The 20,418-nt window shown below is 37.4% G+C and carries 35 protein-coding genes; 1 reads left to right on the top strand and 34 read right to left on the bottom strand.

The window, feature by feature from the left end; genetic code table 11:
- Positions 1–21: 21 nt before the first annotated feature.
- The 34 genes from AC6I5B_RS02390 to rpsJ form a co-directional block, all read right to left on the bottom strand.
- Positions 22–993 carry a PTS sugar transporter subunit IIAB gene (locus tag AC6I5B_RS02390; RefSeq protein WP_022250479.1) on the bottom strand — a complete coding sequence of 324 codons (972 nt, stop codon included), beginning with the start codon at positions 991–993 and terminating at the stop codon, positions 22–24.
- A gap of 228 nt (positions 994–1,221) precedes the next feature.
- Positions 1,222–2,247, bottom strand: a complete 1,026-nt coding sequence (locus tag AC6I5B_RS02385; protein ID WP_022250478.1) for a LacI family DNA-binding transcriptional regulator — start codon at positions 2,245–2,247, stop codon at positions 1,222–1,224.
- Between the two features lie 76 nt (positions 2,248–2,323).
- Positions 2,324–2,851 carry a bL17 family ribosomal protein gene (locus tag AC6I5B_RS02380; protein ID WP_004611911.1) on the bottom strand — a complete coding sequence of 176 codons (528 nt, stop codon included), beginning with the start codon at positions 2,849–2,851 and terminating at the stop codon, positions 2,324–2,326.
- A 107-nt stretch (positions 2,852–2,958) separates the two neighbouring features.
- Positions 2,959–3,918 carry a DNA-directed RNA polymerase subunit alpha gene (locus AC6I5B_RS02375; RefSeq protein WP_004611910.1) on the bottom strand — a complete coding sequence of 320 codons (960 nt, stop codon included), beginning with the start codon at positions 3,916–3,918 and terminating at the stop codon, positions 2,959–2,961.
- Between the two features lie 67 nt (positions 3,919–3,985).
- On the bottom strand, positions 3,986–4,579 hold the full coding sequence (rpsD, locus tag AC6I5B_RS02370; protein ID WP_004611909.1) for a 30S ribosomal protein S4: 594 nt from the start codon (positions 4,577–4,579) through the stop codon (positions 3,986–3,988).
- Between the two features lie 16 nt (positions 4,580–4,595).
- Complete coding sequence (rpsK, locus tag AC6I5B_RS02365) at positions 4,596–4,991, bottom strand: 30S ribosomal protein S11 (protein WP_004607272.1); 396 nt, start codon at positions 4,989–4,991, stop codon at positions 4,596–4,598.
- Between the two features lie 171 nt (positions 4,992–5,162).
- Positions 5,163–5,531, bottom strand: a complete 369-nt coding sequence (gene rpsM, locus AC6I5B_RS02360; RefSeq protein WP_022250477.1) for a 30S ribosomal protein S13 — start codon at positions 5,529–5,531, stop codon at positions 5,163–5,165.
- A gap of 301 nt (positions 5,532–5,832) precedes the next feature.
- Entirely contained in the window at positions 5,833–5,946 is a 114-nt protein-coding gene (gene rpmJ, locus AC6I5B_RS02355; protein ID WP_003497809.1) for a 50S ribosomal protein L36, read from the bottom strand.
- Between the two features lie 118 nt (positions 5,947–6,064).
- Positions 6,065–6,283, bottom strand: a complete 219-nt coding sequence (gene infA, locus AC6I5B_RS02350; RefSeq protein ID WP_004611906.1) for a translation initiation factor IF-1 — start codon at positions 6,281–6,283, stop codon at positions 6,065–6,067.
- A gap of 2 nt (positions 6,284–6,285) precedes the next feature.
- Positions 6,286–6,540 carry a KOW domain-containing RNA-binding protein gene (locus AC6I5B_RS02345; RefSeq protein WP_022250475.1) on the bottom strand — a complete coding sequence of 85 codons (255 nt, stop codon included), beginning with the start codon at positions 6,538–6,540 and terminating at the stop codon, positions 6,286–6,288.
- A 13-nt stretch (positions 6,541–6,553) separates the two neighbouring features.
- Positions 6,554–7,309 (bottom strand): type I methionyl aminopeptidase, encoded by a 756-nt coding sequence (gene map, locus AC6I5B_RS02340; RefSeq protein ID WP_117788001.1) that lies wholly within the window; start codon positions 7,307–7,309, stop codon positions 6,554–6,556.
- Between the two features lie 5 nt (positions 7,310–7,314).
- Entirely contained in the window at positions 7,315–7,959 is a 645-nt protein-coding gene (locus AC6I5B_RS02335) for an adenylate kinase (RefSeq protein ID WP_022250474.1), read from the bottom strand.
- Between the two features lie 115 nt (positions 7,960–8,074).
- Positions 8,075–9,430 (bottom strand): preprotein translocase subunit SecY, encoded by a 1,356-nt coding sequence (gene secY / locus AC6I5B_RS02330; protein ID WP_004611902.1) that lies wholly within the window; start codon positions 9,428–9,430, stop codon positions 8,075–8,077.
- Positions 9,430–9,870, bottom strand: a complete 441-nt coding sequence (rplO, locus tag AC6I5B_RS02325) for a 50S ribosomal protein L15 (protein ID WP_022250472.1) — start codon at positions 9,868–9,870, stop codon at positions 9,430–9,432. The genes secY and rplO overlap by 1 nt, the downstream gene beginning before the upstream one ends.
- Positions 9,871–9,893: 23 nt before the next feature.
- Positions 9,894–10,073 (bottom strand): 50S ribosomal protein L30, encoded by a 180-nt coding sequence (gene rpmD, locus AC6I5B_RS02320; protein WP_004611900.1) that lies wholly within the window; start codon positions 10,071–10,073, stop codon positions 9,894–9,896.
- Between the two features lie 14 nt (positions 10,074–10,087).
- Positions 10,088–10,597, bottom strand: coding sequence for a 30S ribosomal protein S5 (rpsE, locus tag AC6I5B_RS02315; protein ID WP_004611899.1), 510 nt, complete (start codon positions 10,595–10,597; stop codon positions 10,088–10,090).
- A gap of 14 nt (positions 10,598–10,611) precedes the next feature.
- Positions 10,612–10,980 (bottom strand): 50S ribosomal protein L18, encoded by a 369-nt coding sequence (gene rplR, locus AC6I5B_RS02310; RefSeq protein WP_004611898.1) that lies wholly within the window; start codon positions 10,978–10,980, stop codon positions 10,612–10,614.
- Positions 10,981–10,997: 17 nt separating this feature from the next.
- Entirely contained in the window at positions 10,998–11,540 is a 543-nt protein-coding gene (rplF, locus tag AC6I5B_RS02305; RefSeq protein WP_004611897.1) for a 50S ribosomal protein L6, read from the bottom strand.
- Positions 11,541–11,609: 69 nt separating this feature from the next.
- On the bottom strand, positions 11,610–12,011 hold the full coding sequence (rpsH, locus tag AC6I5B_RS02300; protein ID WP_004611896.1) for a 30S ribosomal protein S8: 402 nt from the start codon (positions 12,009–12,011) through the stop codon (positions 11,610–11,612).
- A gap of 112 nt (positions 12,012–12,123) precedes the next feature.
- A complete protein-coding gene (locus AC6I5B_RS02295) occupies positions 12,124–12,309 on the bottom strand; it encodes a type Z 30S ribosomal protein S14 (RefSeq protein ID WP_004611895.1) in 186 nt (61 codons plus the stop codon).
- Between the two features lie 17 nt (positions 12,310–12,326).
- On the bottom strand, positions 12,327–12,866 hold the full coding sequence (gene rplE, locus AC6I5B_RS02290) for a 50S ribosomal protein L5 (RefSeq protein WP_004611894.1): 540 nt from the start codon (positions 12,864–12,866) through the stop codon (positions 12,327–12,329).
- Positions 12,867–12,889: 23 nt separating this feature from the next.
- Positions 12,890–13,201 carry a 50S ribosomal protein L24 gene (gene rplX, locus AC6I5B_RS02285; RefSeq protein ID WP_022250490.1) on the bottom strand — a complete coding sequence of 104 codons (312 nt, stop codon included), beginning with the start codon at positions 13,199–13,201 and terminating at the stop codon, positions 12,890–12,892.
- A gap of 14 nt (positions 13,202–13,215) precedes the next feature.
- A complete protein-coding gene (gene rplN, locus AC6I5B_RS02280; protein WP_004611892.1) occupies positions 13,216–13,584 on the bottom strand; it encodes a 50S ribosomal protein L14 in 369 nt (122 codons plus the stop codon).
- 21 nt (positions 13,585–13,605) lie between these two features.
- Positions 13,606–13,860 (bottom strand): 30S ribosomal protein S17, encoded by a 255-nt coding sequence (gene rpsQ, locus AC6I5B_RS02275; protein WP_004611891.1) that lies wholly within the window; start codon positions 13,858–13,860, stop codon positions 13,606–13,608.
- A gap of 40 nt (positions 13,861–13,900) precedes the next feature.
- Positions 13,901–14,107: a 50S ribosomal protein L29 gene (gene rpmC, locus AC6I5B_RS02270; protein ID WP_004611890.1), complete on the bottom strand. Its 207-nt coding sequence runs from the start codon at positions 14,105–14,107 to the stop codon at positions 13,901–13,903.
- Entirely contained in the window at positions 14,097–14,534 is a 438-nt protein-coding gene (gene rplP, locus AC6I5B_RS02265; protein ID WP_004611889.1) for a 50S ribosomal protein L16, read from the bottom strand. Before rplP ends, rpmC begins: the two co-directional genes overlap by 11 nt.
- A 2-nt stretch (positions 14,535–14,536) precedes the next feature.
- Positions 14,537–15,193, bottom strand: coding sequence for a 30S ribosomal protein S3 (gene rpsC / locus AC6I5B_RS02260; RefSeq protein WP_004611888.1), 657 nt, complete (start codon positions 15,191–15,193; stop codon positions 14,537–14,539).
- Between the two features lie 11 nt (positions 15,194–15,204).
- Positions 15,205–15,591 (bottom strand): 50S ribosomal protein L22, encoded by a 387-nt coding sequence (gene rplV, locus AC6I5B_RS02255; protein ID WP_004611887.1) that lies wholly within the window; start codon positions 15,589–15,591, stop codon positions 15,205–15,207.
- 30 nt (positions 15,592–15,621) lie between these two features.
- On the bottom strand, positions 15,622–15,903 hold the full coding sequence (gene rpsS / locus AC6I5B_RS02250) for a 30S ribosomal protein S19 (RefSeq protein WP_004611886.1): 282 nt from the start codon (positions 15,901–15,903) through the stop codon (positions 15,622–15,624).
- A 26-nt stretch (positions 15,904–15,929) separates the two neighbouring features.
- Positions 15,930–16,772: a 50S ribosomal protein L2 gene (rplB, locus tag AC6I5B_RS02245; RefSeq protein WP_044986801.1), complete on the bottom strand. Its 843-nt coding sequence runs from the start codon at positions 16,770–16,772 to the stop codon at positions 15,930–15,932.
- A gap of 76 nt (positions 16,773–16,848) precedes the next feature.
- Entirely contained in the window at positions 16,849–17,148 is a 300-nt protein-coding gene (gene rplW, locus AC6I5B_RS02240) for a 50S ribosomal protein L23 (RefSeq protein WP_004611884.1), read from the bottom strand.
- A complete protein-coding gene (gene rplD / locus AC6I5B_RS02235) occupies positions 17,148–17,768 on the bottom strand; it encodes a 50S ribosomal protein L4 (protein WP_004611883.1) in 621 nt (206 codons plus the stop codon). The genes rplW and rplD overlap by 1 nt, the downstream gene beginning before the upstream one ends.
- A gap of 28 nt (positions 17,769–17,796) precedes the next feature.
- Complete coding sequence (rplC, locus tag AC6I5B_RS02230; protein ID WP_044986800.1) at positions 17,797–18,477, bottom strand: 50S ribosomal protein L3; 681 nt, start codon at positions 18,475–18,477, stop codon at positions 17,797–17,799.
- Between the two features lie 89 nt (positions 18,478–18,566).
- On the bottom strand, positions 18,567–18,884 hold the full coding sequence (gene rpsJ, locus AC6I5B_RS02225) for a 30S ribosomal protein S10 (RefSeq protein ID WP_004607300.1): 318 nt from the start codon (positions 18,882–18,884) through the stop codon (positions 18,567–18,569).
- Positions 18,885–19,501: 617 nt separating this feature from the next.
- Here rpsJ and AC6I5B_RS02220 point away from each other — a divergent pair.
- A complete protein-coding gene (locus AC6I5B_RS02220; protein WP_044986798.1) occupies positions 19,502–20,371 on the top strand; it encodes a sulfite exporter TauE/SafE family protein in 870 nt (289 codons plus the stop codon).
- Positions 20,372–20,418 lie beyond the last annotated feature (47 nt).

Here is a 20,418-nt window from a genome sequence, read left to right as displayed (position 1 = left end):
TTCTCCTCCTTTTATCTCTTGTTACTCATCCAGTTTCCCAAGTACATCTTTCACAAGTTTCTGCTCATCATTTGGAACTTGCTGCATACAAACTTTATCGTCCAATTCCACTAGTTTTTTCAAACTTTGTATCTCCTCTTTCGTAAGCATGATAGTCGGTGATAAACTCTGCTTTTTCGATGCCTCAATTCCATCAAATCTTCCTGTGTTTCCAAGATTCAAAAATCCAATCTCTCCAACATTCTCTCTTACAGTCACTGCATCTTTCACAGTTCTTGTCAAAACAAGAATTCGCATTTTTTCTGCTTTTGGATGATTCAGCATTCGAATAGCCTCTTGAACCGGCTTAATCAGCACTTTAATCCCTGCCGGAACTGCCATTTTCAATGCCATCTTCTGTGTCGGATCATTTGCCGCCTCATCGTTTGCAACCACAATTCCCTGTACTTTCAGCTGCTTTGTCCATGTCATTGCTACCTGACCATGAATCAATCTGTCATCAATACGCAATGCCGCAATCTTCGCTGTTGAATTTTCATAGTTTTCCGGCTGTTTCACAACTTGTTTCTTTTCTTGAGTACTCTTTTTCAATTTATTTTCCTCAACCAGACACCCATCTGCACTTACTAGTTTAAGTTCCTGTCTTGCCTCTTCAATCATCTTCTGTAGTTCATCGACAGTCACATCATCATCTGCAAACATAATTTGTATGAGAATTGGTATATTCACTCCGGTAATCAATACCACATTTTTCCTCTCACTGTACTTCAAGAGCTTCTGATTCACACTTCCCCCTTGTATGTCCGTGAATACAAAAATTTTTTCTTCGCCAGCCTGTTCAAAAAACTGACTCATTTGAGTTTCAATATCGTCATCGGGCTCTACATATGCATCAATTGTTGTAATCTCTGCCATGTTTCCTACCAAAAGCTGTATTGTGCGACTCATTCCGGATGCCATTTTTCCATGTGTCGCAATCAGTACTTTTTTCATCTCATTTCCTCCTTTTTCTATGTCATACTCTGTCAAAGTTATGTATGTAACTTATCTTGTTTTAAAGATATCACTCATTTATTTATGTGTAAATAGGTTATATACATAACCTATAAAATAGACAAGAAAATCAAAGATTTTCGCACAAAAAAAACATGAAAATTGTAAATAATGAACAATCACTTTTGCAACTTTCATGTTTTCTATTTTTCTCTTCTGAACTATTTTCTACACAGACTGCCGTGTGATCAACGTAACCGGAAATCGAAATTCCATCTCCAGGTCTGGAAACTCTCCTTCTTTTTGCTCAATTAAAGAAATCAGCGTATCAACTGCTTTTACTGCCCGTTCTTTTATATTCTGATGAACCGTTGTAAGCTTAGGTGTAGTGTATCTGGCATAATTAATATCATCATATCCTGCAATCCCAATCTGTTCCGGAACTTTTATCTTTCTATCCGCCAGAAAGCTCATTGCCTCAATTGCAAACAAGTCTGAAAGAAAGAATGCTGCTGTTTTCTTTGCAAATGGAATTTGACTGACAAGTTCTGCATAATGCTTTTCTCTCTCTGAGCGGCTTCTGCCAAGCGCCATAAAGTAAACTTTTGCTTCTCTCTGTCTGAAATGTCCCAGCGCCTGCTGTGCCCCTTCCCATCGCATGTGGTCTACACCATGATCCCTTGATGCACAGACAAATATCTGATCATAACCAATATTCAAAAGATACTGCGTCATCATATAACCACCACTTATATCATCCAGTCCGATATTCGGCACAATCTGATTCCCTTCCAATTCGCCATATGCGTCAATTGACACGACCGGCTTTTCTATCATATAATACATTTTTTCACAATCTCGCTTTGTGAAAGATAATGTCACAACACCATCAATGTCCCAGGCCATCACCATCCGGAAAATGTCATCTAGATTATCAGCCGAATAGAACATCATATAATATCCAAGTGTTCTTATTTTTTCCTCAATAAACCCGAGAATTTTGCCATAAAAAGGATCTGCCAAAATCGCCTCATCAAATTTTTTATGCGAGTTTATCACAACTGCGATAAGCCTTGAGTTTCCATGTCTCAACACTCTAAGTCCCATCTTTTGAACATATCCCATCTCTTTGATAAGATTCTGTATTTTTTCGATATTGGCAGGTGATACTTTTTTTGTTTTTCCGTGAATTACATTGGAAACAGTTGTCGTACTGACTCCTGCCTTTTCCGCGATATCTTTTATTGTGACCATACTCATCGTCCCCTTTATATCCCTTTATGCAAAAATACCCGACAGCAAGTTGTCGGGTATTCTAATCACTATTGATTTACACTAATTCAAGAAGAACTTCCATAGCGGCATCACCTTTACGTAAACCGATTTTTACGATTCTTGTGTAACCACCGTTACGGCTCTCATATTTAGGAGCGATCTCTGTGAATAATTTTTCCACTAAATCAACTTCTTTTGCACTTCTCTTCTTGCCATCTTTTACTTCAACTACAGGATAAAGAACTTTTAACATTTGTCTTCTTGCATGTAATCTTGAAGGCATATCTTTTTTGATTGTTTTTTCAACTTCATCATAAACAGTAACTTTTTTACCATCTACAACTTCTTTTACTCTCTTGCCGTCTTTGTCTTTACGAGCAACTTTTGCCATAACTTTTACTTCTTCAAAGTTATCTTTTTCTTTTACAGCTAAAGCGATAAGACCTTCAGCAACTTTGCGGATCTCTTTTGCTTTTGCTTCTGTTGTAACGATTTTACCATTGTTAAGTAAAGCTGTTACCTGATTTCTGATTAATGCTTTTCTTTGGCTTGATGTTCTTCCAAGCTTTCTATATTTTGCCATAATAATTATCCTCCATTTGACACGTGGTTATGCTTCTTCGGGCTTACTAGCCATGTGCTTAGTCATGCCATCGGTCTTACTGACTAACATAATTTTCACTAAGTGCTCTACTCTTCACCTTGGCTCAGTTCAAGACCAAGCTCTTTTAATTTAGCTAATACTTCTTCTAAAGATTTACGTCCAAGATTACGTACTTTCATCATATCTTCAGGAGTTCTATTAGTTAACTCTTCAACTGTATTGATTCCTGCTCTCTTCAGACAGTTATATGAACGAACAGAAAGTTCTAATTCATCAATGCTCATCTCAAGCACTTTTTCTTTTTCATCGTCTTCTTTTTCAATCATAACTTCCGCTGCCTGAGCAACTTCTGATAAATCGATGAATAATTTCAAGTGTTCGTTGAGCACTTTCGCTGCAAGACTGACTGCTTCGTCCGGAAGTAATGTACCATTAGTATATACATCAAGTGTCAGCTTATCATAATCTGTAATCTGACCAACACGTGTATTCTCTACTGTAAGATTTACACGTTCTACCGGTGTATAGATAGAATCAATCGGAATTACCGCAATTGGTAAATCCTCTTTTTTATTCTTATCTGCGCTCACATAACCTCTGCCCTTTGTGATTGTAAGTTCCATGTACAGTTTGCTGTCAGCTCCGCCATTCAAAGTTGCGATAACCGCATCAGGATTCATAATCTCAATATCCGGATCTACCTGAATGTCAGCTGCAGTAACTACACCTTCACCTTCAAACTCGATGTAAGCAGTCTTTGGTTCGTCTGTTTCTGAAGTATTTTTGATAGCTAATGATTTTAAATTCATTACAATCTCAGTAACATCTTCTTTTACTCCCGGAATTGAGCTGAACTCATGTAAAACTCCATCGATTTTCACCTGACTGATTGCAGCTCCAGGTAATGAAGAAAGCATAATTCTTCTCAAAGAGTTACCAAGTGTTGTTCCATAACCTCTCTCTAAAGGCTCTACAACAAATCTTCCGTATTTCTTATCTTCTGAAATCTCAGTAATTTCAATATTGGGTTTATTAAAATCAAACACTACAAAGCCCCTCCTTTTGGGTTATTAAAGTATTGAGGGTGAATCAGTTTCTACATAATCCTAGGGATTATTTAGAATATAATTCGACAATCAACATCTCGTCTACAGGAACATCGATAACTTCTCTTGTAGGAAGTTCTTTTACAGTTCCCTGAAGGCCTTCTGCATTTACATCTAACCATTCTGGAACTAATCTTCCACCTGTTACTTCTAAGATATCTTTATATCTCTGTGAACCTTTGTGTTTTTCTTTGATTTCGATAACATCTCCAGCTTTTACTAAGTAAGATGGGATATTTACTTGTTTACCATTTACTAATACATGTTTGTGGTCAACAATCTGTCTTGCTTCTTTTCTTGTTCTTGCAAATCCCATACGGAATACAACATTGTCTAATCTTGACTCAAGAAGAATCATAAGATTTTCACCTGTCATACCGTTCATTTTAGAAGCTTTTGCAAAGTAATTTCTAAATGGTTTTTCTAAAACGCCATAGATAAATTTCGCTTTTTGTTTTTCGCGTAATTGAAGTCCATATTCGCTCATTTTTCTATTAGCTCTTTTTAATTGTCTGTTAGATTTTTTATCGATTCCTAAATAGATTGGATCCATACCAAGTGATCTACATCTTTTAAGAACTGGAACTCTGTTTACTGCCATGTTCTATATCCTCCTATTACACTCTTCTACGTTTTGGTGGGCGACATCCGTTATGTGGAACCGGAGTCACATCTTTGATACTTGTTACATCAATACCGCATGCCTGTAATGCACGGATCGCTGCCTCTCTACCAGAACCTGGTCCTTTTACCATAACGTCTACTGATTTAAGACCATGTACTAATGCTGCTTTAGCTGCTGTCTCAGCTGCCATCTGAGCTGCATAAGGAGTAGATTTTCTTGAACCTCTGAATCCTAGACCACCAGCACTTGCCCATGAAAGAGCATTTCCCTGAGCATCTGTTAATGTTACGATTGTATTATTAAAAGATGATTGAATGTGTGCTTGTCCGCGTTCAACGTTTTTCTTGACACGTTTCTTTGTCACTTTTTTTGTAACTTTTTTAGCCATTTAAACTAACCTACTTTCTTTGTTTTTGTTATATTGTTTCTTTTCATAAGGTAGTTCTTCTTACTAAATTCGTGCATCGGTATTCCCTCGCACTCATTAAGTTCCGAAGAACAAAGTTCGCACTAACCTCAAGCTGCGTTTAACAACTTGCTTTCGCTAAGTGCTCTACTTTTATTTCTTCTTATTTGCAACAGTTCTCTTAGGACCTTTTCTTGTTCTTGCGTTTGTCTTTGTCTTCTGACCACGAACAGGAAGTCCTTTTCTATGACGAATACCACGGTAGCATCCGATTTCCTGTAATCTCTTGATGTTTAAAGCAATCTCTCTACGAAGATCACCTTCTACCTGATAGCTTTCATCGATAACAGCACTGATCTGTTTTACTTCTTCGTCTGTTAAGTCTCTACAACGAGTATCTGGATTTACTCCAGCTGCCTCCAAAATTTTTGTTGCGCTTACTCTACCGATTCCGTAGATGTAAGTCAAACCGATTTCTACACGTTTGTCTCTTGGTAAGTCTACACCAGCAATACGAGCCATGTAATTTTCCTCCATCTTGAATTTTAGTAAATAAATAACTGCAGCCCGATAAAATATCGCCTGAAATGTGTGCAGATATTTATTCCCATTGGTTAATATTGTCTCAAATTGGGGTACATCATAACGTACCCAGCTGCTAGATACTACAGCCTTTCCCGGAAATGACACCGGGTATTATAAGCAATATACATCGAGGAATAGTTTCCCTGTATATTAATAGTGTTTCCACACCGCCTGGCGTGTCACACTACAGCCGCCTAAATAATGTTTGTGCTCTCACGCACAAAATCGACAACGATAATTATCCTTGTCTTTGTTTGTGTTTCGGATTTTCACAGATTACTCTGATGCTTCCTTTTCTTTTAATGATTTTGCATTTTTCGCAAATTGGTTTAACTGATGATCTAACCTTCACGTCAAATCCTCCTTTCATCCACTGCTTTGCCTGTATTTACCACGTTTTCTAATATTAGATACTAGAAAACGTTCGTTTTACATTATAGCATTATTTTTTATTTAAAGTCAATACTTTTTTATTTATCTCTCCAAGTAATTCTTCCTTTTGTCAAATCATATGGTGACAGCTCTAAAGTTACTTTATCTCCCGGCAGGATCTTGATAAAGTTTGTGCGAAGCTTTCCACTGATATGCGCTAAGACCTGATGGCCATTTTCCAATTCTACTTTAAACATTGCATTTGGTAATTTTTCTACTACTGTTCCTTCAATTTCAATTACATCAGCTTTTGACATTTCTAATTCCTCCCTGTTTCCTTATCAAATAATTTTAGTATTCGCTTTATTGCAACATCGTCCATTCCGGACAGCTCATACTTTTCACATATGAGCTGTACATGTTTCTTTTTCTTTTTTTTCGGGTTCTCAAGTTTTCTGCCGGAACCGTCTATTAAATATACATATGTTTCATCCACCTGATGTATCACATACACATGCCCTTTATCATGTCCGGCTTTGGATCTTGCAAGCATTCCAACTTCATATTTTTCCATACTGCATCCTCTTTTACTTCGATAAGGTCAAAAGTATTGGTTCGTCTTCTGTGATCAGTACTGTGTTTTCATAATGTGCTGACAGCGAACCGTCTCTTGTCACAACTGTCCAGTCATCGTCCAGCCAGTTGACGGCACAACCTCCGATGTTGATCATCGGTTCTATCGCTAAAGTCATTCCTTTTCGAAGTTTCATTCCCTTTCGGTTCATTTCGTAATTTGGTATTTCCGGAGCCTCATGCAGCTTTGTTCCGATGCCGTGTCCACACAGATCACGAACTACGCCGTATCCACGTTCCTCTGCATATCTGCCGATTGCGGAAGAAATTTCAAATAAATGGTTGCCCTCTTTTGCAAACTTTATTCCCTCAAAGAAACATTCTCTTGTCACTTGGATCAAGTCCTTTGCCTCTTTGCTGATCTCTCCGATTCCATGGGTTCTTGCCGCATCTGAATGGTAACCTTTATAAATAACGCCTGCATCCAAACCTACGATGTCGCCTTCCTTCAGGACTCGTTTCGCACTTGGAATTCCATGAACAACTTCATCATTTACAGAAACACAGATGGATGCCGGATATCCGTTATAGTTCAAAAAAGAAGGCTCGCATCCATAGCTGCGTATAATCTCTTCTCCCAAACGGTCTATATCAAGTGTTGTCATTCCCGGATGTAATGCTTTCCCCAATTCATCGTGAACGATCTCCAAGATTCTTCCGGCTTCCTTCATCAATTCAATTTCTCTTGCTGATTTTATTGTAACTGGCATAATGTTTACGCTCCTAACACGTTTACGATAGCAGCAAATACCTCATCAATATCTACAGTACCATCTACTTCTACTAAAATATTTTTTTCTGTATAATAATCAATCAATGGCTGTGTCTGCTCATGATATACATTCAGACGTTTCTGTACTGTCTCTGGCTTGTCATCTTCTCTTAAGATTAATTCTCCATGACAGTTATCGCATATATTTTCTTCTTTTGTAGGTGCATATACAATATGATATGTAGCACCGCAGTCCACACATGCTCTGCGTCCCGACATACGGCGGACAATGTTTTCATCTGGAACTTCCACATTGATTGCGTAGTCCATCGCTTCTCCCATCGCTGCCAAAGCTTTGTCAAGTGCCTCTGCCTGAGGAATTGTTCTCGGGAAACCGTCTAAGACATAACCATTGCTGCAGTCATCCTGCTTTACGCGGTCTACGACCAAATCTACAACAAGTTCATCCGGCACTAAAAGTCCCTGATCCATATATGTCTTTGCTTTCTTTCCAAGCTCGGTTCCGTTTTTAATATTTGCTCTGAAAATATCTCCTGTGGAGATATGAGGAATCGAATACTTTTCAGCAATTTTCTTTGCCTGTGTCCCTTTTCCCGCACCAGGTGCACCTAACATTATAATTTTCATATGCTTTCCTCCATAAAAATATCCATATAGCATTTTAACTCGCTGAACTTCTATCCTACCAAGACTGAAATTCAACGAGCTAAATAGCTAAACAATTACTTGCCTACTTATGTTTTTAGTATCCAAGGAAGCTGTTACTGCTTACAGAACCTTTTCCACTATTCAAAAATCCTTTGTAGTTACGTACAAGCATCTGTGATTCGATTTGTTTTAACGTCTCTAACACAACACCTACGATGATGATGATAGAAGTTCCACCAAACGAAACATGTGCTCCAAAAACTCCATTAAAGAAGAATGGAATTACCTGTACAATCACTAATCCAATAGCACCTATAAAAATAATATATTTCAAAATCTTTGCTAAGTAATCTACAGTTGGTTTTCCTGGTCTGATACCTGGAATAAAACCACCGCTCTTTTTCATATTATTCGCAATTTCCAACGGATTAAATGTAATTGATGTATAAAAATATGCAAATAAAATTGTCAAGATAATGTATACAATCAATCCCCATGAATACTTGATATTCTCTGGATTACACCAGTTATTCGAGTTTAATCCTCTTAAAATCTCACTTCCGATACCGTCTCCATCACCTTTTCCAAGGAAAGATGCGATCACGATTGGGAACTGCATTAAAGAAGATGCAAAAATAACCGGAATTACTCCTGCTGTATTCACTTTCAACGGAATGAATGTAGATTGTCCCCCCACATTTTTTCTTCCTTGAATTTTCTGTGAATATTGAACTGCGATTTTTCTCTGTCCATCCTGAAGGAAAATAACAAACACAATAACTGCAAGGATGATTGCTACGATAATGAACGCCGCTAATCCTGCTGTTGCAAGGCTCTTTCCCTTCATAAACTGAGTATATAATGTATTAAAGTCATCTGGAATACGTGAAAGAATATTAATCAAAAGTACGATAGAAATACCATTTCCAACACCTTTTTCTGTAATTCTCTCTCCAATCCACATCAAGAATGCGGAACCAGCTGTCAATGTAAGTACTACGATTGCTGCGTTCACAAAGTTATATTCTACAAGTAATCCGCTGCGTCCAAATCCAACTGCCATAGCTGTTGACTGGATTAAAGCTAAAAGAACTGTCACATAACGTGTAAATGCTGCAATTTTCTTTCTTCCTTCTTCACCATCTTTTTGCATCTCTTCCAATTTTGGAATCGCAATTGTAAGAAGCTGCATAATAATAGATGATGTAATATAAGGTGTAATACTCAAAGCGAATATTGACATTTGTTCAAATGAACCACCTGTGAAAGCGTTAAAAAAATTAAACGCTTCCCCAGTTTGATTTGCAAAGAAATTTTGAATAAAAGTTGGATCCACTCCCGGTGTAGGCAGTTGTGATCCAAGTCTAACAACGAACAGCATTGCAAATGTATAGAAAATTTTCTTTCGAATCTCTTCTATTTGAAATGCTTTCCGAAATGTCTTTAACATTAGATCACCTCAGCTTTTCCACCAAGACTTTCAATTTTAGCTGCTGCACTTGCACTAAATGCGTTTGCCTGAACTGTAAGTTTCTTAGTTAACTCTCCGTTTCCAAGAATTTTTACTCCATCTCTAGGATTTTTCACAATACCAGCTTCAATAAGAGTTTCTACTGAAACAACTGTATCGTTTTCAAATACCTCTAATGCGCTTACGTTAATACCAACGATCTCTTTTGTATTTCTGTTAGTGAAACCTCTTTTTGGTATTCTTCTATATAATGGCATCTGTCCACCTTCGAAACCTGGTCTTGTGCCGCCTGAACGTGCTTTCTGACCTTTGTGTCCTTTTCCGGCAGTTTTACCATTTCCAGAACCGTGTCCACGGCCTCTTCTGAAATTATCACTATGTTTTGATCCTTCTGCTGGTCTTAAGTTTGATAAGTCCATCGTGACACCTCCTTATCTTTTTCTTATACTTCTTCTACTTTTACTAAATGTCTTACTTGTTGTACCATTCCTCTTGTTGCAGCGTTATCTGGTAAAACAACTGTTTTGTTCAGTTTTTTAAGACCTAAAGCTTCAACTGTTTTTTTGTGTTTTGGCACAGCACCGATTGTAGATTTTACTAATGTAACTTTTAAATTTGCCATTTTCAATCTCCTCCTTAGCCTAAGATTTCTTCTACAGATTTACCGCGAAGCTTAGCTACTTCTTCTGGAGTCTTGATCTGACTTAATCCATTAATTGTAGCAAGTACTACGTTTTGTTTATTGTTAGATCCCAATGATTTTGTACGGATATTTTTGATACCTGCAAGCTCAATTACCGCACGAGCCGGTCCTCCGGCGATAACTCCAGTACCTTCCGGAGCTTTTTTCAGTAATACTGAAGCACTTCCGAATTTACCAATCAAATCATGTGTAATACTTTCGTTTTCATCTAAGGAAACAGAAATGAGTTTTTTCATAGCATCTTCTTTTCCTTTGCGGATTGCTTCCGGAATTTCAGTAGCTTTTCCTAAACCTGCACCAACATGGCCATTTCCATCACCAACAACTACTAAAGCTGTGAATCTGAAGTTACGACCACCCTTAACAACTTTTGTTACACGTTTGATTGATACCACTTTTTCTGTTAGTTCTAATTGACTAGCATCAATACGATTTTGTTTCATGTGTGTTCCTCCTCCTAGAATTCTAATCCAGCTTCTCTAGCTGCATCTGCTAACGCTTTGATTTTTCCCTGGTAGATAAATCCACCTCTGTCAAAGACAACAGTGTTAATACCTTTTTCAATTGCTTTTTTAGCAATTACAGTTCCCAAATATGCTGCTGCATCAACGTTGTTAGTTTTTTCTAATTCTGCTTTTACATCTTTCTGTACAGTAGATGCTGATACCAGAGTAGTTCCAACTGTATCGTCAATAATTTGAGCATACATATGATTATTACTTCTAAACACAGCTAAACGTGGTCTTTCAGCAGTTCCGCTGAAACGGTTACGTAATTTTCTATGTTTGTTTACACGAACTTCGCTTCTTGATTTTTTACTAACCATCTTCACACTCTCCTTAATTATTTTTTACCAGTCTTACCAACTTTACGTCTAATAACTTCATCAGCATATTTAATACCTTTACCTTTGTATGGTTCCGGTCTTCTCTTATCTCTGATTTCAGCTGCGTATTGGCCTACTTTTTCTTTATCGATACCTTTTACAGTAATTTTGTTCTGTCCGTCAAGTACTGTCTCAACACCTTCTGGATCGATCATTTCTACTGGATGAGAGTATCCTAAGTTTAATGTTAATTTGTTTCCTGATTTTGCGGCTCTGTAACCAACACCGTTTACTTCAAGAACTTTTTCATATCCCTGAGTAACACCAACAACCATGTTGTTGATCAGTGTTCTTGTAAGACCATGTAAAGCTTTCATTTTCTTTAAATCACTTGGTCTTGTTACTACAACTTCTTCGCCTTCTTTTTTGATTTCCATTTCTACTGGAAGTTCTCTTACAAGAGTTCCTTTTGGACCTGTTACAGTCACTTTGTTGTTCTCAGCGATTTCAACAGTTACACCTGCTGGAATTGCTACTGGCAGTCTTCCTATACGTGACATACCCTTACCTCCTACACTTAAATTTTCGGAGAAGCGGCTATGGCTTCTCTGTTTTCAGTTGCTTTCGGGCTACCAAACAAATGCTAAAACTTCTCCACCTACGTTAAGTTTTCTAGCCTCTTTGTCTGTGATAACACCCTGATTTGTTGAAATGATAGCTGTTCCAAGTCCACCTAGAACCTTTGGAAGTTCGTCTTTGCTTGCGTATACACGAAGTCCCGGTTTAGAAATTCTCTTAAGACCTGTAATAACTTTTTCATTTTTGTCTGCACCGTATTTTAATGTAACACGGATTGTCTTAAAGCTTCCGTCTTCTACGATGTCATATTTTGTAATGTATCCTTCGTTTAAAAGAATATCAGCAATAGCGATTTTCATTTTAGACGCTGGAACATCTACTGTATCATGTTTAGCAGTGTTTGCGTTACGAATTCTTGTAAGCATATCTGCGATTGGATCACTCATAGTCATTTGAAGTTGCCTCCTTATTCTTTGCTTTTATTGTTACATCCTTCAGATGCAGCCGGTGAAAACCGACCACTTCTACTACGGATATCCTAGTTTTCACTAAGTTGCTTTCAGTCTACCAAGAAGCTTTTTTCACTCCTGGGATTTGTCCTTTGTAAGCTAATTCACGGAAACATACTCTGCAGATTCCGTATTTTCTTAAATATGCATGTGGACGACCACAGATTCTACAACGATTGTACTCTCTAGTAGAGAATTTTTGTTTACGTTGTTGTTTGATTTTCATAGATGTTTTTGCCATGAAATATTTCCTCCCTACTATTTTGTAAATGGCATATTGAACTGAGTCAATAATTCGCGAGCTTCTTCGTCTGTCTTAGCTGTTGTAACAAAGATTACGTCCATACCTCTTACTTTATCAACCTTATCGTATTCGATTTCAGGGAAGATTAATTGTTCTTTGATACCAAGAGCATAGTTACCTCTTCCATCAAATGCGTTAGGATTAACACCTCTAAAGTCACGTACACGAGGTAATGCTAAGTTAATCAGACGATCAACGAACTCATACATTTTTTCTCCTCTTAATGTAACTTTACATCCGATAGCCATACCTTCTCTAAGTTTGAAGTTAGCTACTGATTTTTTCGCTTTTGTAAGAACCGCTTTCTGACCTGCAATTTTCTCAAGGTCAGCTACAGCTGATTCTAAAACTTTGTGATTATCTTTTGCTTCGCCAACACCCATGTTGATAACAACCTTATCAAGTTTTGGCACTTCCATAATATTTTTATAACCAAATTTTTTGATCATTGCGTCAACGATCTCGTTCTGGTATTGTTCTTTCAGTCTACTCAAAGTTTATTTCCTCCTTCCTTAGATTAGTCAATAACTTCGCCTGTTGATTTTGCAACACGTACTTTTTTGTCTCCATCCATTTTGAAACCTACTCTTGTAGCTTTTCCTTTGTGAAGATACATTACGTTAGATGCATCAATAGGTCCTTCTTGGTGAATGATGCCACCATTCTGATTAGCAGCACTTGGTTTTGTGTGCTTTGTCAGCATGTTTACACCTTCAACTAATACTTTGTTATCTTTTTTATTAACAGCAATTACCTTGCCTTCTTTATCTTTATCTTTTCCAGCGATTACTTTTACAGTATCACCTTTTTTGATTTTCATAGTTGACATCCTCAGGCACCTCCTTATAGTACTTCCGGAGCTAATGAAACAATCTTCATAAATTGTTTTTCACGAAGCTCTCTTGCTACTGGTCCAAAAATACGAGTTCCTCTTGGGTTTTTGTCATCTTTAATAATTACAGCAGCATTTTCATCAAATCTGATGTATGAACCGTCTTTACGACGAGTTTTGTTTACTGTACGAACAACTACAGCTTTTACTACATCACCTTTTTTAACAACGCCACCTGGTGTTGCATCTTTAACAGAAGCAACGATTACATCACCGATGTTTGCATATCTTCTAGTAGAACCACCTAACACACGAATGCAAAGTAATTCTTTCGCACCTGTATTATCTGCTACTTTAAGTCTACTTTCTTGCTGTATCATGCAGGTAAACCTCCTTCAATACTATTTTACTTTTTCCATAACTTCAACAAGTCTCCATCTTTTATCTTTTGATAATGGTCTTGTCTCCATAACTTTTACTTTGTCACCGATGTTGCATTCATTTGCTTCATCATGTGCTTTCAATTTATATGTTCTCTTTACGATTTTGTTGTAAAGAGGGTGTTTTACGTGATCTTCAACTGCAACTACAATAGTTTTATCCATTTTGTTGCTGATAACTTTACCAACACGTGTTTTTCTTAAATTTCTTTCCACAGTTTTGCTCCTTTCACAATTTTCAACACAATCTTAATTATTATTCAGCTTTAGAAGCTTCTGTAATAACTGTCTGAATTCTAGCAATGTTTTTTCTTACTTCTTTAATTCTGCTTGTGTTTTCTAATTGATTTGTTGCGTTTTGGAATCTTAAGTTAAAAAGTTCCTTTTTAGCAGCTACTAATTCTTCGTTTAATTCTGCAACTGATTTTCCTTTTAAATCTTTTACAAATGTATTAATTTTCACTGTTATCACCGCCTTCTAAATCTTCGCGAGAAACGATCTTACATTTACAAGGTAATTTGTGCATAGCAAGACGTAATGCTTCACGAGCTACTTCTTCAGGTACTCCTGAAAGTTCAAACATTACACGTCCTGGTTTTACAACTGCTACCCAGTATTCAAGAGTTCCTTTACCAGAACCCATACGTGTTTCAGCTGGTTTCGTAGTTACAGGTTTGTCAGGGAATATTTTAATCCAAACTTTACCACCACGTTTGATGTAACGTGTCATCGCGATACGGGCAGCTTCAATCTGGTTTGAACGGATCCAGCATGGTTCCATTGCAACAATACCATATTCACCATTTGTGATTTTATTTCCACGTAAAGCTTTTCCTTTCATAGAACCACGGAATTGTTTACGACGTTTTACTCTTTTAGGCATTAACATAATTATTTATCGCTCCCTTCCTTAGTTGCTTTCGTTGGAAGAACTTCGCCTTTATAAATCCAAACTTTCACACCTACTTTACCGTAAGTTGTGTCTGCTTCAGCGAATCCATAATCAATATCAGCTCTAAGTGTCTGAAGTGGAATAGTTCCTTCGCTGTAAAACTCTGTACGAGCCATATCAGCTCCACCTAAACGACCTGATACTGCTGTTTTGATACCAAGTGCTCCGGATTTCATTGTTCTTGACATGCAAGATTTCATAGCACGTCTGAATGAGATACGGTTCTCTAACTGTAATGCGATGTTTTCAGCTACTAACTGAGCATCTTTATCCGGTCTTTTGATTTCTTTGATATCAACAACTAATTTTTTATCTGTGAACTGTTGAAGTTCTTTTTTCACTTTTTCAATCTCAGCTCCACCTTTACCGATTACAACACCCGGTTTTGCTGTGTAGATGATGATTTTTACACGGTCAGAAGCTCTTTCGATCTCAATCTTAGAAACTCCTGCGCTGTATAATTTCTTTTTCAGAAATGTTCTGATTTTATGATCTTCTACTAAATAATCTGCAAATTTATCTTCTGCATACCATTTAGAGTCCCAATCTTTGATAACACCGACTCTCAAGCCATGAGGATTAACTTTCTGTCCCATTATTGCCCTCCTTATCTTTCATTCAGCACTAAAGTAATGTGGCTCATTCTCTTTTCGATTCTGTAAGCTCTACCCTGTGCTCTCGGTTTAATTCTCTTCATTGTTGGTCCCTTGTTTGCGTAACATTCTTCAATGTAAAGGTTCTCAACATTCATACCGTTGTTGTTCTCAGCGTTTGCGATTGCTGATTCTAATAATTTCTTTATTAAGCTAGAAGCATATCTTGGATTGTATGTTAAAATACCAAGTGCTGTTTGTACATCCTTACCTCTGATGGCATCTAATACGAAACATGCTTTCTGAACAGAAACTCTAGCGTAAGATAACTTAGCTGATGGTCTAGTGTCCTTATTTGCATTTCTCTCTCTTTTGATCTGGGATCTATGTCCTTTTGCCATGGATGAACCCTCCTTTCAAATTACGATTAATTAACGAACTCTTGATTTCTTTTCGTCTTTTCCATGTCCTCTGTATGTTCTTGTTGCAACAAACTCTCCAAGTTTGTGTCCAACCATATCTTCTGTTACATATACAGGTACATGTTTTCTTCCGTCATGAACTGCGATTGTATGTCCAACCATTTGTGGGAAAATAGTAGAACGACGTGACCAAGTTTTGATAACTGATTTGTCACCTGCTTCGTTCATAGCTTTTACTTTTTTCAGTAAGCTTTCATCCGCGAATGGTCCTTTTTTAAGTGAGCGAGCCATAGGTTCTAACCTCCTTGTAAACTGATTTATTTAATACCTTTACCATCTCTTCTTCTAACGATTAACTTGTTAGACTGTTTGTTTTTCTTTCTTGTCTTAAGACCAAGTGCTGGTTTACCCCAAGGTGTACATGGACCTGGACGACCAATTCCTGTCTTACCTTCACCACCACCGTGTGGATGGTCATTAGGGTTCATTACAGAACCACGAACTGTAGGTCTGATACCCATGTGACGTTTACGTCCGGCTTTACCAATGTTAATCAGGTTGTGATCTCCGTTACCTACAACACCGATTGATGCTCTACAGATGATCGGCACCATTCTCATTTCGCCTGATGGCAATCTTAATGTTGCATATTTTCCTTCTTTAGCCATTAACTGAGCGCTGTTACCAGCTGAACGAACTAACTGTCCGCCTCTTCCTGGATATAACTCAATGTTGTGGATCTGTGTACCTACTGGGATCTCAGAAAGCGGTAAGCAGTTTCCTACTCTCACTTCAGCTTCTGGTCCGTTCATTACTTTCATTCCATCTGTTAAGCCTTGAGGTGCAAGAATATAAGCTTTTTCACCATCTGCGTAGCAGATAAGCGCGATATTCGCTGTTCTGTTTGGATCGTACTCGATTCCGATTACAGTTGCCGGAATACCATCTTTCTTTCTCTTAAAGTCGATAATTCTATATTTTCTTTTAGCTCCGCCTCCGCGGTGTCTTACTGTGATCTTACCTTGATTGTTACGACCAGCTGTTCTGCTTTTAGAAGCTAACAAAGATTTCTCTGGAGTTGTCTTTGTGATTTCTGAAAAATCAGAACCTGTCATATGTCTTCTGGAAGGTGTATATGGGCGATATGTTTTAATTCCCATTACTGTCACTCCTTTCGTTTACGATTATTTATTATCACGGTTTTAATCCGTATGGTTTCTATTGTTGGGCTGTCTCTTACAGTCCTTCGAAAATTTCGATATCAGCGCTTTCAGCTGTTAACTGAACGATTGCTTTTTTTGTCTTAGCAGTTTTTCCGAATGTCATACCACGTCTTTTTGTTTTTCCATCAAGATTCATAGTATTTACGCTTTTTACTTTTGTTCCTGCGAACATTTTTTCAACTGCTTCTTTAATCTGATTCTTTGTAGCCTGTGTGTGAACTAAGAAAGTGTATTTCTTGTCAGCCATAAGCTCCATAGATTTTTCAGTGATTACTGGTTTAAGGATTACGTCATAGTATTTAATGTCTGCCATTATGCGTACACCTCCTCGATTGTTGCAACAACAGCTTTCGTTACGATTACTGTGTTGTATTTTAAGATATCGTACACATTAATTGTATTTGTCCAAGCTGTTTTCACATTTGCAATATTTCTTGCAGATAATGCTGCATTTGTGTTTCCATCTTCTAACACTACTAATGCTTTAGATACTTCTAAGTTGTTTAACATGTTCTGGAAATTCTTTGTTTTAATTTCACCAAAGTTCATTTCGTCAAGAACGATGAATTTGTTTTCTAATACTCTTGTTGTAAGAGCTGATTTCAGAGCTGCTCTCTTTTCTTTTTTGTTTAATTTGAAAGAGTAGTCTCTTGGTGTTGGAGCAAATACAACTCCACCGCCTGTCCATTGTGGAGATCTTGTAGAACCTTGTCTTGCATGACCTGTTCCTTTTTGTCTCCATGGTTTTCTACCACCGCCTGAAACTTCTGAGCGAGTTTTTGCTTTCTGCGTTCCCTGACGTTTATTTGCAAGTTGGTTCACAACTGCCATGTGTAATAAGTGTTCATTTACTTCAACACCGAATACAGCATCATTCAAGTCGATTGTTCCAACTTCTTTACCTTCGATATTATAAACAGATACGTTTGCCATCTGTGTGTTCCTCCTTTCCTATTAAAGACTAGATTGCTTTTACGCTTTCTTTAATTGTTACTAAAGATTTCTTAGGTCCCGGAACTGATCCTTTTACTAAGATTAAGTTGTTTTCAGCATCTACTCTTACGATTTCAAGATTTTGAATTGTAATTCTCTTGCTTCCCATGTGTCCTGGCATCTTTTTACCTTTGAATACTTTACTTGGATCAGATGCAGCACCATTAGAACCTGCATGACGATGGAATTTAGAACCGTGAGTCATAGGACCTCTGTGTTGGTTATGTCTCTTAATCGCACCCTGGAATCCTTTACCTTTTGAGATTGCAGTAGCATCTACTTTGTCTCCTGCTGCAAAGATGTCAGCTTTGATTTCCTGTGCTAATGTAAATTCCTCAGCATTTTCAAATTTGAATTCTCTTACAAATCTCTTGCTTGAAACACCAGCTTTGTCAAAATGTCCTTTTTCTGCTTTTGTTGTACCATGTCTGTGTACAATCTCTTTTTTACCATTTTTGTCTTTGTTCACGATTTTGTCTTTTTTGTCAACAAAACCAACCTGAACAGCACTGTAACCGTCGTTCTCAACTGTTTTGATCTGTGTTACTACACAAGGACCAGCCTGAAGAACAGTTACTGGAGTTAATACTCCGTCTTCGTTGAAGATTTGAGTCATTCCGACTTTTGTAGCTAAGATAGCTTTCTTCATTATTATTACCTCCTGTGATTTACAGCGGAACACTTTCGTGTTCATCCTAAATTATAGGATACTTACTGTCTCTTAATTTGATCGAACTCTTATTTGTTTTTCATTTTGATGTCGATATAAACACCAGCTGGCATCTCTAATCTTGATAATGCATCAACAGTTTTCTGTGTTGGTGTGATGATATCGATCAGTCTTTTGTGAGTTCTTTGTTCGAACTGCTCTCTGGAATCTTTGTATTTGTGTACGGCTCTTAAGATTGTTACTACTTCTTTTTTAGTTGGAAGTGGTACCGGTCCGCTCACCTGTGATCCATTTTTCTTTACAGTTTCGATAATTTTCTTTGCAGATGCATCAACCAATTGGTGATCATATGCTTTCAGTGTAATTCTCATTACTTGACTTGCCATAAAAAAAGTCGCCTCCTTTTCGTACTATTAAACTCAAGTACGACAAGCGGTGACTGTACACTCTCCCGTGTGTGTCGTGAGAACTCACACGTTGTTACCGTTTTTCATCGGTTGTTATTGATTCGTACAGTGACTTGTCGCCAGTTTCCTAACTTGACATTCGCTCCACGGAACACCTACTATTATAAGTAGCAACCTCACGCTTCAACGCTATCATGTCACAGCTTTTTTAGTATACATGATTTCTTTTCATTTTTCAAGACTTTTTTTTATTTTTTTCTGCCAGTTCGTTTACAAGAGAAAATTTCTCATAAATCTGCTGCAAAACCGACTGCTATACCACTGTTTCAAGCTTTTGCAGCCGAACTGTTACTCTTATATTTATAAATAGGAAGAAACGCTGAATCTTAGGCTTTTTTTCGGCACTTTACTGAACTAAATTTCACCTTTGAATCCATTGACTTTTCCTATTGAACTTGTTACAATTATCAATAGATAAAGACATATTTTTAACAAGGTATATTCAATATCGGGGGCTTTGCATATACTATCTCTTTGATATGTCTCTATTTTTTACCAATTTTCAAAATTTAATATTTAATCTGGAGGGATATTATATGAACGCTACTCTTATTTTACGTATCGTTATTATTGCTTATACTGCAGTTTTTGCTATTTACTGGATTGCCGACTGTATCAAACATAAAGAAGAATTTACAGGCAAGAAAGTTATCTCATTGTTACTTATTGGTATTATCACTAACTTTTTCGATACATTAGGAATTGGTAGTTTCGCTACCACTCAGGCAGGTTTCAAATTTACAAAGTCTTGTGATGACGAAGTAATGCCAGGTACTCTCAACGTTGGAGATGCGATTCCTGTCGTAACAGAATTCGTACTCTTCCTTGGATTGATTGACTTAGACACAGTTACATTAGTAGGTTTACTTGCAGCAGCTGCAATCGGTTCTTACATCGGTGCAGGTATCGTTTCAAAACTTCCTGTAAAACAGATCCGTATCGCTTTAGGTGTTGCATTACTTTTCCTTGCAGTGATGATGGGTTGTAAATTAATGGAAGTTGGACCATTCGGTGCTGCCGGAACAGCTACAGGTCTTACAGGCGTAAAACTTGTTCTTGGTATCGTAATCAACTTCTTCTTAGGTGCTTTGATGACAATCGGTGTTGGACTTTACGCTCCATGTATGGCTATGATTGGTGCACTTGGTATGAATATTAAATCTGCATTCCCTATTATGATGGGTTCTTGTGCATTCTTAATGCCATCTTGTGGTATCAAATTCATCAAAGAAGGAAAATACGACAGAAAAGCTTCTGTTATGTTAACAGTTGGTGGTATGATCGGTGTATTCATCGCTTACTTCTTAGTAAAAGAGATGCCAACTACAGTGTTGACATGGATTGTTATCGTAGTAATGATTTACACAGCACTTACATTCTTCAAAGATGCGAAAAAACTTTCATAGTTCTATATACGCAAACAGAAACCGGAGCAAAAGCTCCGGTTTCTTCT

The sequence above is a fragment of the Faecalimonas nexilis genome, assembly GCF_059731825.1.
This window is presented reverse-complemented; position numbering and strand designations above follow the sequence as displayed.

What these genes read in the sequence shown, in the direction of transcription:
- rpsS (WP_004611886.1), bottom strand. Translation starts at nt 15,903, where the DNA reads ATGGCTCGCTCACTTAAAAAAGGACCATTCGCGGATGAAAGCTTACTG.
- map (WP_117788001.1), bottom strand. Translation starts at nt 7,309, where the DNA reads ATGCCAGTTACAATAAAATCAGCAAGAGAAATTGAATTGATGAAGGAA.
- rplO (WP_022250472.1), bottom strand. Translation starts at nt 9,870, where the DNA reads ATGGACTTATCAAACTTAAGACCAGCAGAAGGATCAAAACATAGTGAT.
- AC6I5B_RS02380 (WP_004611911.1), bottom strand. Translation starts at nt 2,851, where the DNA reads ATGGCAAAATATAGAAAGCTTGGAAGAACATCAAGCCAAAGAAAAGCA.
- rpsD (WP_004611909.1), bottom strand. Translation starts at nt 4,579, where the DNA reads ATGGCAGTAAACAGAGTTCCAGTTCTTAAAAGATGTAGATCACTTGGT.
- rpsM (WP_022250477.1), bottom strand. Translation starts at nt 5,531, where the DNA reads ATGGCTCGTATTGCTGGTGTAGACTTACCAAGAGACAAACGTGTAGAA.
- rpsK (WP_004607272.1), bottom strand. Translation starts at nt 4,991, where the DNA reads ATGGCTAAAAAAGTTACAAAAAAAGTGACAAAGAAACGTGTCAAGAAA.
- rpsC (WP_004611888.1), bottom strand. Translation starts at nt 15,193, where the DNA reads ATGGGACAGAAAGTTAATCCTCATGGCTTGAGAGTCGGTGTTATCAAA.
- rplN (WP_004611892.1), bottom strand. Translation starts at nt 13,584, where the DNA reads ATGATACAGCAAGAAAGTAGACTTAAAGTAGCAGATAATACAGGTGCG.
- secY (WP_004611902.1), bottom strand. Translation starts at nt 9,430, where the DNA reads ATGTTAAAGACATTTCGGAAAGCATTTCAAATAGAAGAGATTCGAAAG.
- AC6I5B_RS02385 (WP_022250478.1), bottom strand. Translation starts at nt 2,247, where the DNA reads ATGGTCACAATAAAAGATATCGCGGAAAAGGCAGGAGTCAGTACGACA.
- AC6I5B_RS02345 (WP_022250475.1), bottom strand. Translation starts at nt 6,540, where the DNA reads ATGGAAAAATATGAAGTTGGAATGCTTGCAAGATCCAAAGCCGGACAT.
- rpsH (WP_004611896.1), bottom strand. Translation starts at nt 12,011, where the DNA reads ATGACTATGAGTGATCCAATCGCAGATATGCTTACAAGAATTCGTAAC.
- rplF (WP_004611897.1), bottom strand. Translation starts at nt 11,540, where the DNA reads ATGTCACGTATAGGAAGACTGCCAGTAGCAATTCCAGCAGGTGTAACT.
- rpmD (WP_004611900.1), bottom strand. Translation starts at nt 10,073, where the DNA reads ATGGCAAATTTAAAAGTTACATTAGTAAAATCTACAATCGGTGCTGTG.
- AC6I5B_RS02335 (WP_022250474.1), bottom strand. Translation starts at nt 7,959, where the DNA reads ATGAAAATTATAATGTTAGGTGCACCTGGTGCGGGAAAAGGGACACAG.
- AC6I5B_RS02220 (WP_044986798.1), top strand. Translation starts at nt 19,502, where the DNA reads ATGAACGCTACTCTTATTTTACGTATCGTTATTATTGCTTATACTGCA.
- rplR (WP_004611898.1), bottom strand. Translation starts at nt 10,980, where the DNA reads ATGGTTAGTAAAAAATCAAGAAGCGAAGTTCGTGTAAACAAACATAGA.
- rplC (WP_044986800.1), bottom strand. Translation starts at nt 18,477, where the DNA reads ATGAAGAAAGCTATCTTAGCTACAAAAGTCGGAATGACTCAAATCTTC.
- rplP (WP_004611889.1), bottom strand. Translation starts at nt 14,534, where the DNA reads ATGTTAATGCCTAAAAGAGTAAAACGTCGTAAACAATTCCGTGGTTCT.
- rplD (WP_004611883.1), bottom strand. Translation starts at nt 17,768, where the DNA reads ATGGCAAACGTATCTGTTTATAATATCGAAGGTAAAGAAGTTGGAACA.
- rplW (WP_004611884.1), bottom strand. Translation starts at nt 17,148, where the DNA reads ATGGCAGACATTAAATACTATGACGTAATCCTTAAACCAGTAATCACT.
- AC6I5B_RS02390 (WP_022250479.1), bottom strand. Translation starts at nt 993, where the DNA reads ATGAAAAAAGTACTGATTGCGACACATGGAAAAATGGCATCCGGAATG.
- rplB (WP_044986801.1), bottom strand. Translation starts at nt 16,772, where the DNA reads ATGGGAATTAAAACATATCGCCCATATACACCTTCCAGAAGACATATG.
- rplV (WP_004611887.1), bottom strand. Translation starts at nt 15,591, where the DNA reads ATGGCAAAAGGACATAGATCCCAGATCAAAAGAGAGAGAAATGCAAAT.
- rpsJ (WP_004607300.1), bottom strand. Translation starts at nt 18,884, where the DNA reads ATGGCAAGTCAAGTAATGAGAATTACACTGAAAGCATATGATCACCAA.
- infA (WP_004611906.1), bottom strand. Translation starts at nt 6,283, where the DNA reads ATGTCAAAAGCTGATGTAATTGAAATTGAAGGAACAGTAGTAGAAAAA.
- rplX (WP_022250490.1), bottom strand. Translation starts at nt 13,201, where the DNA reads ATGTCAACTATGAAAATCAAAAAAGGTGATACTGTAAAAGTAATCGCT.
- rpsE (WP_004611899.1), bottom strand. Translation starts at nt 10,597, where the DNA reads ATGAAACAAAATCGTATTGATGCTAGTCAATTAGAACTAACAGAAAAA.
- AC6I5B_RS02295 (WP_004611895.1), bottom strand. Translation starts at nt 12,309, where the DNA reads ATGGCAAAAACATCTATGAAAATCAAACAACAACGTAAACAAAAATTC.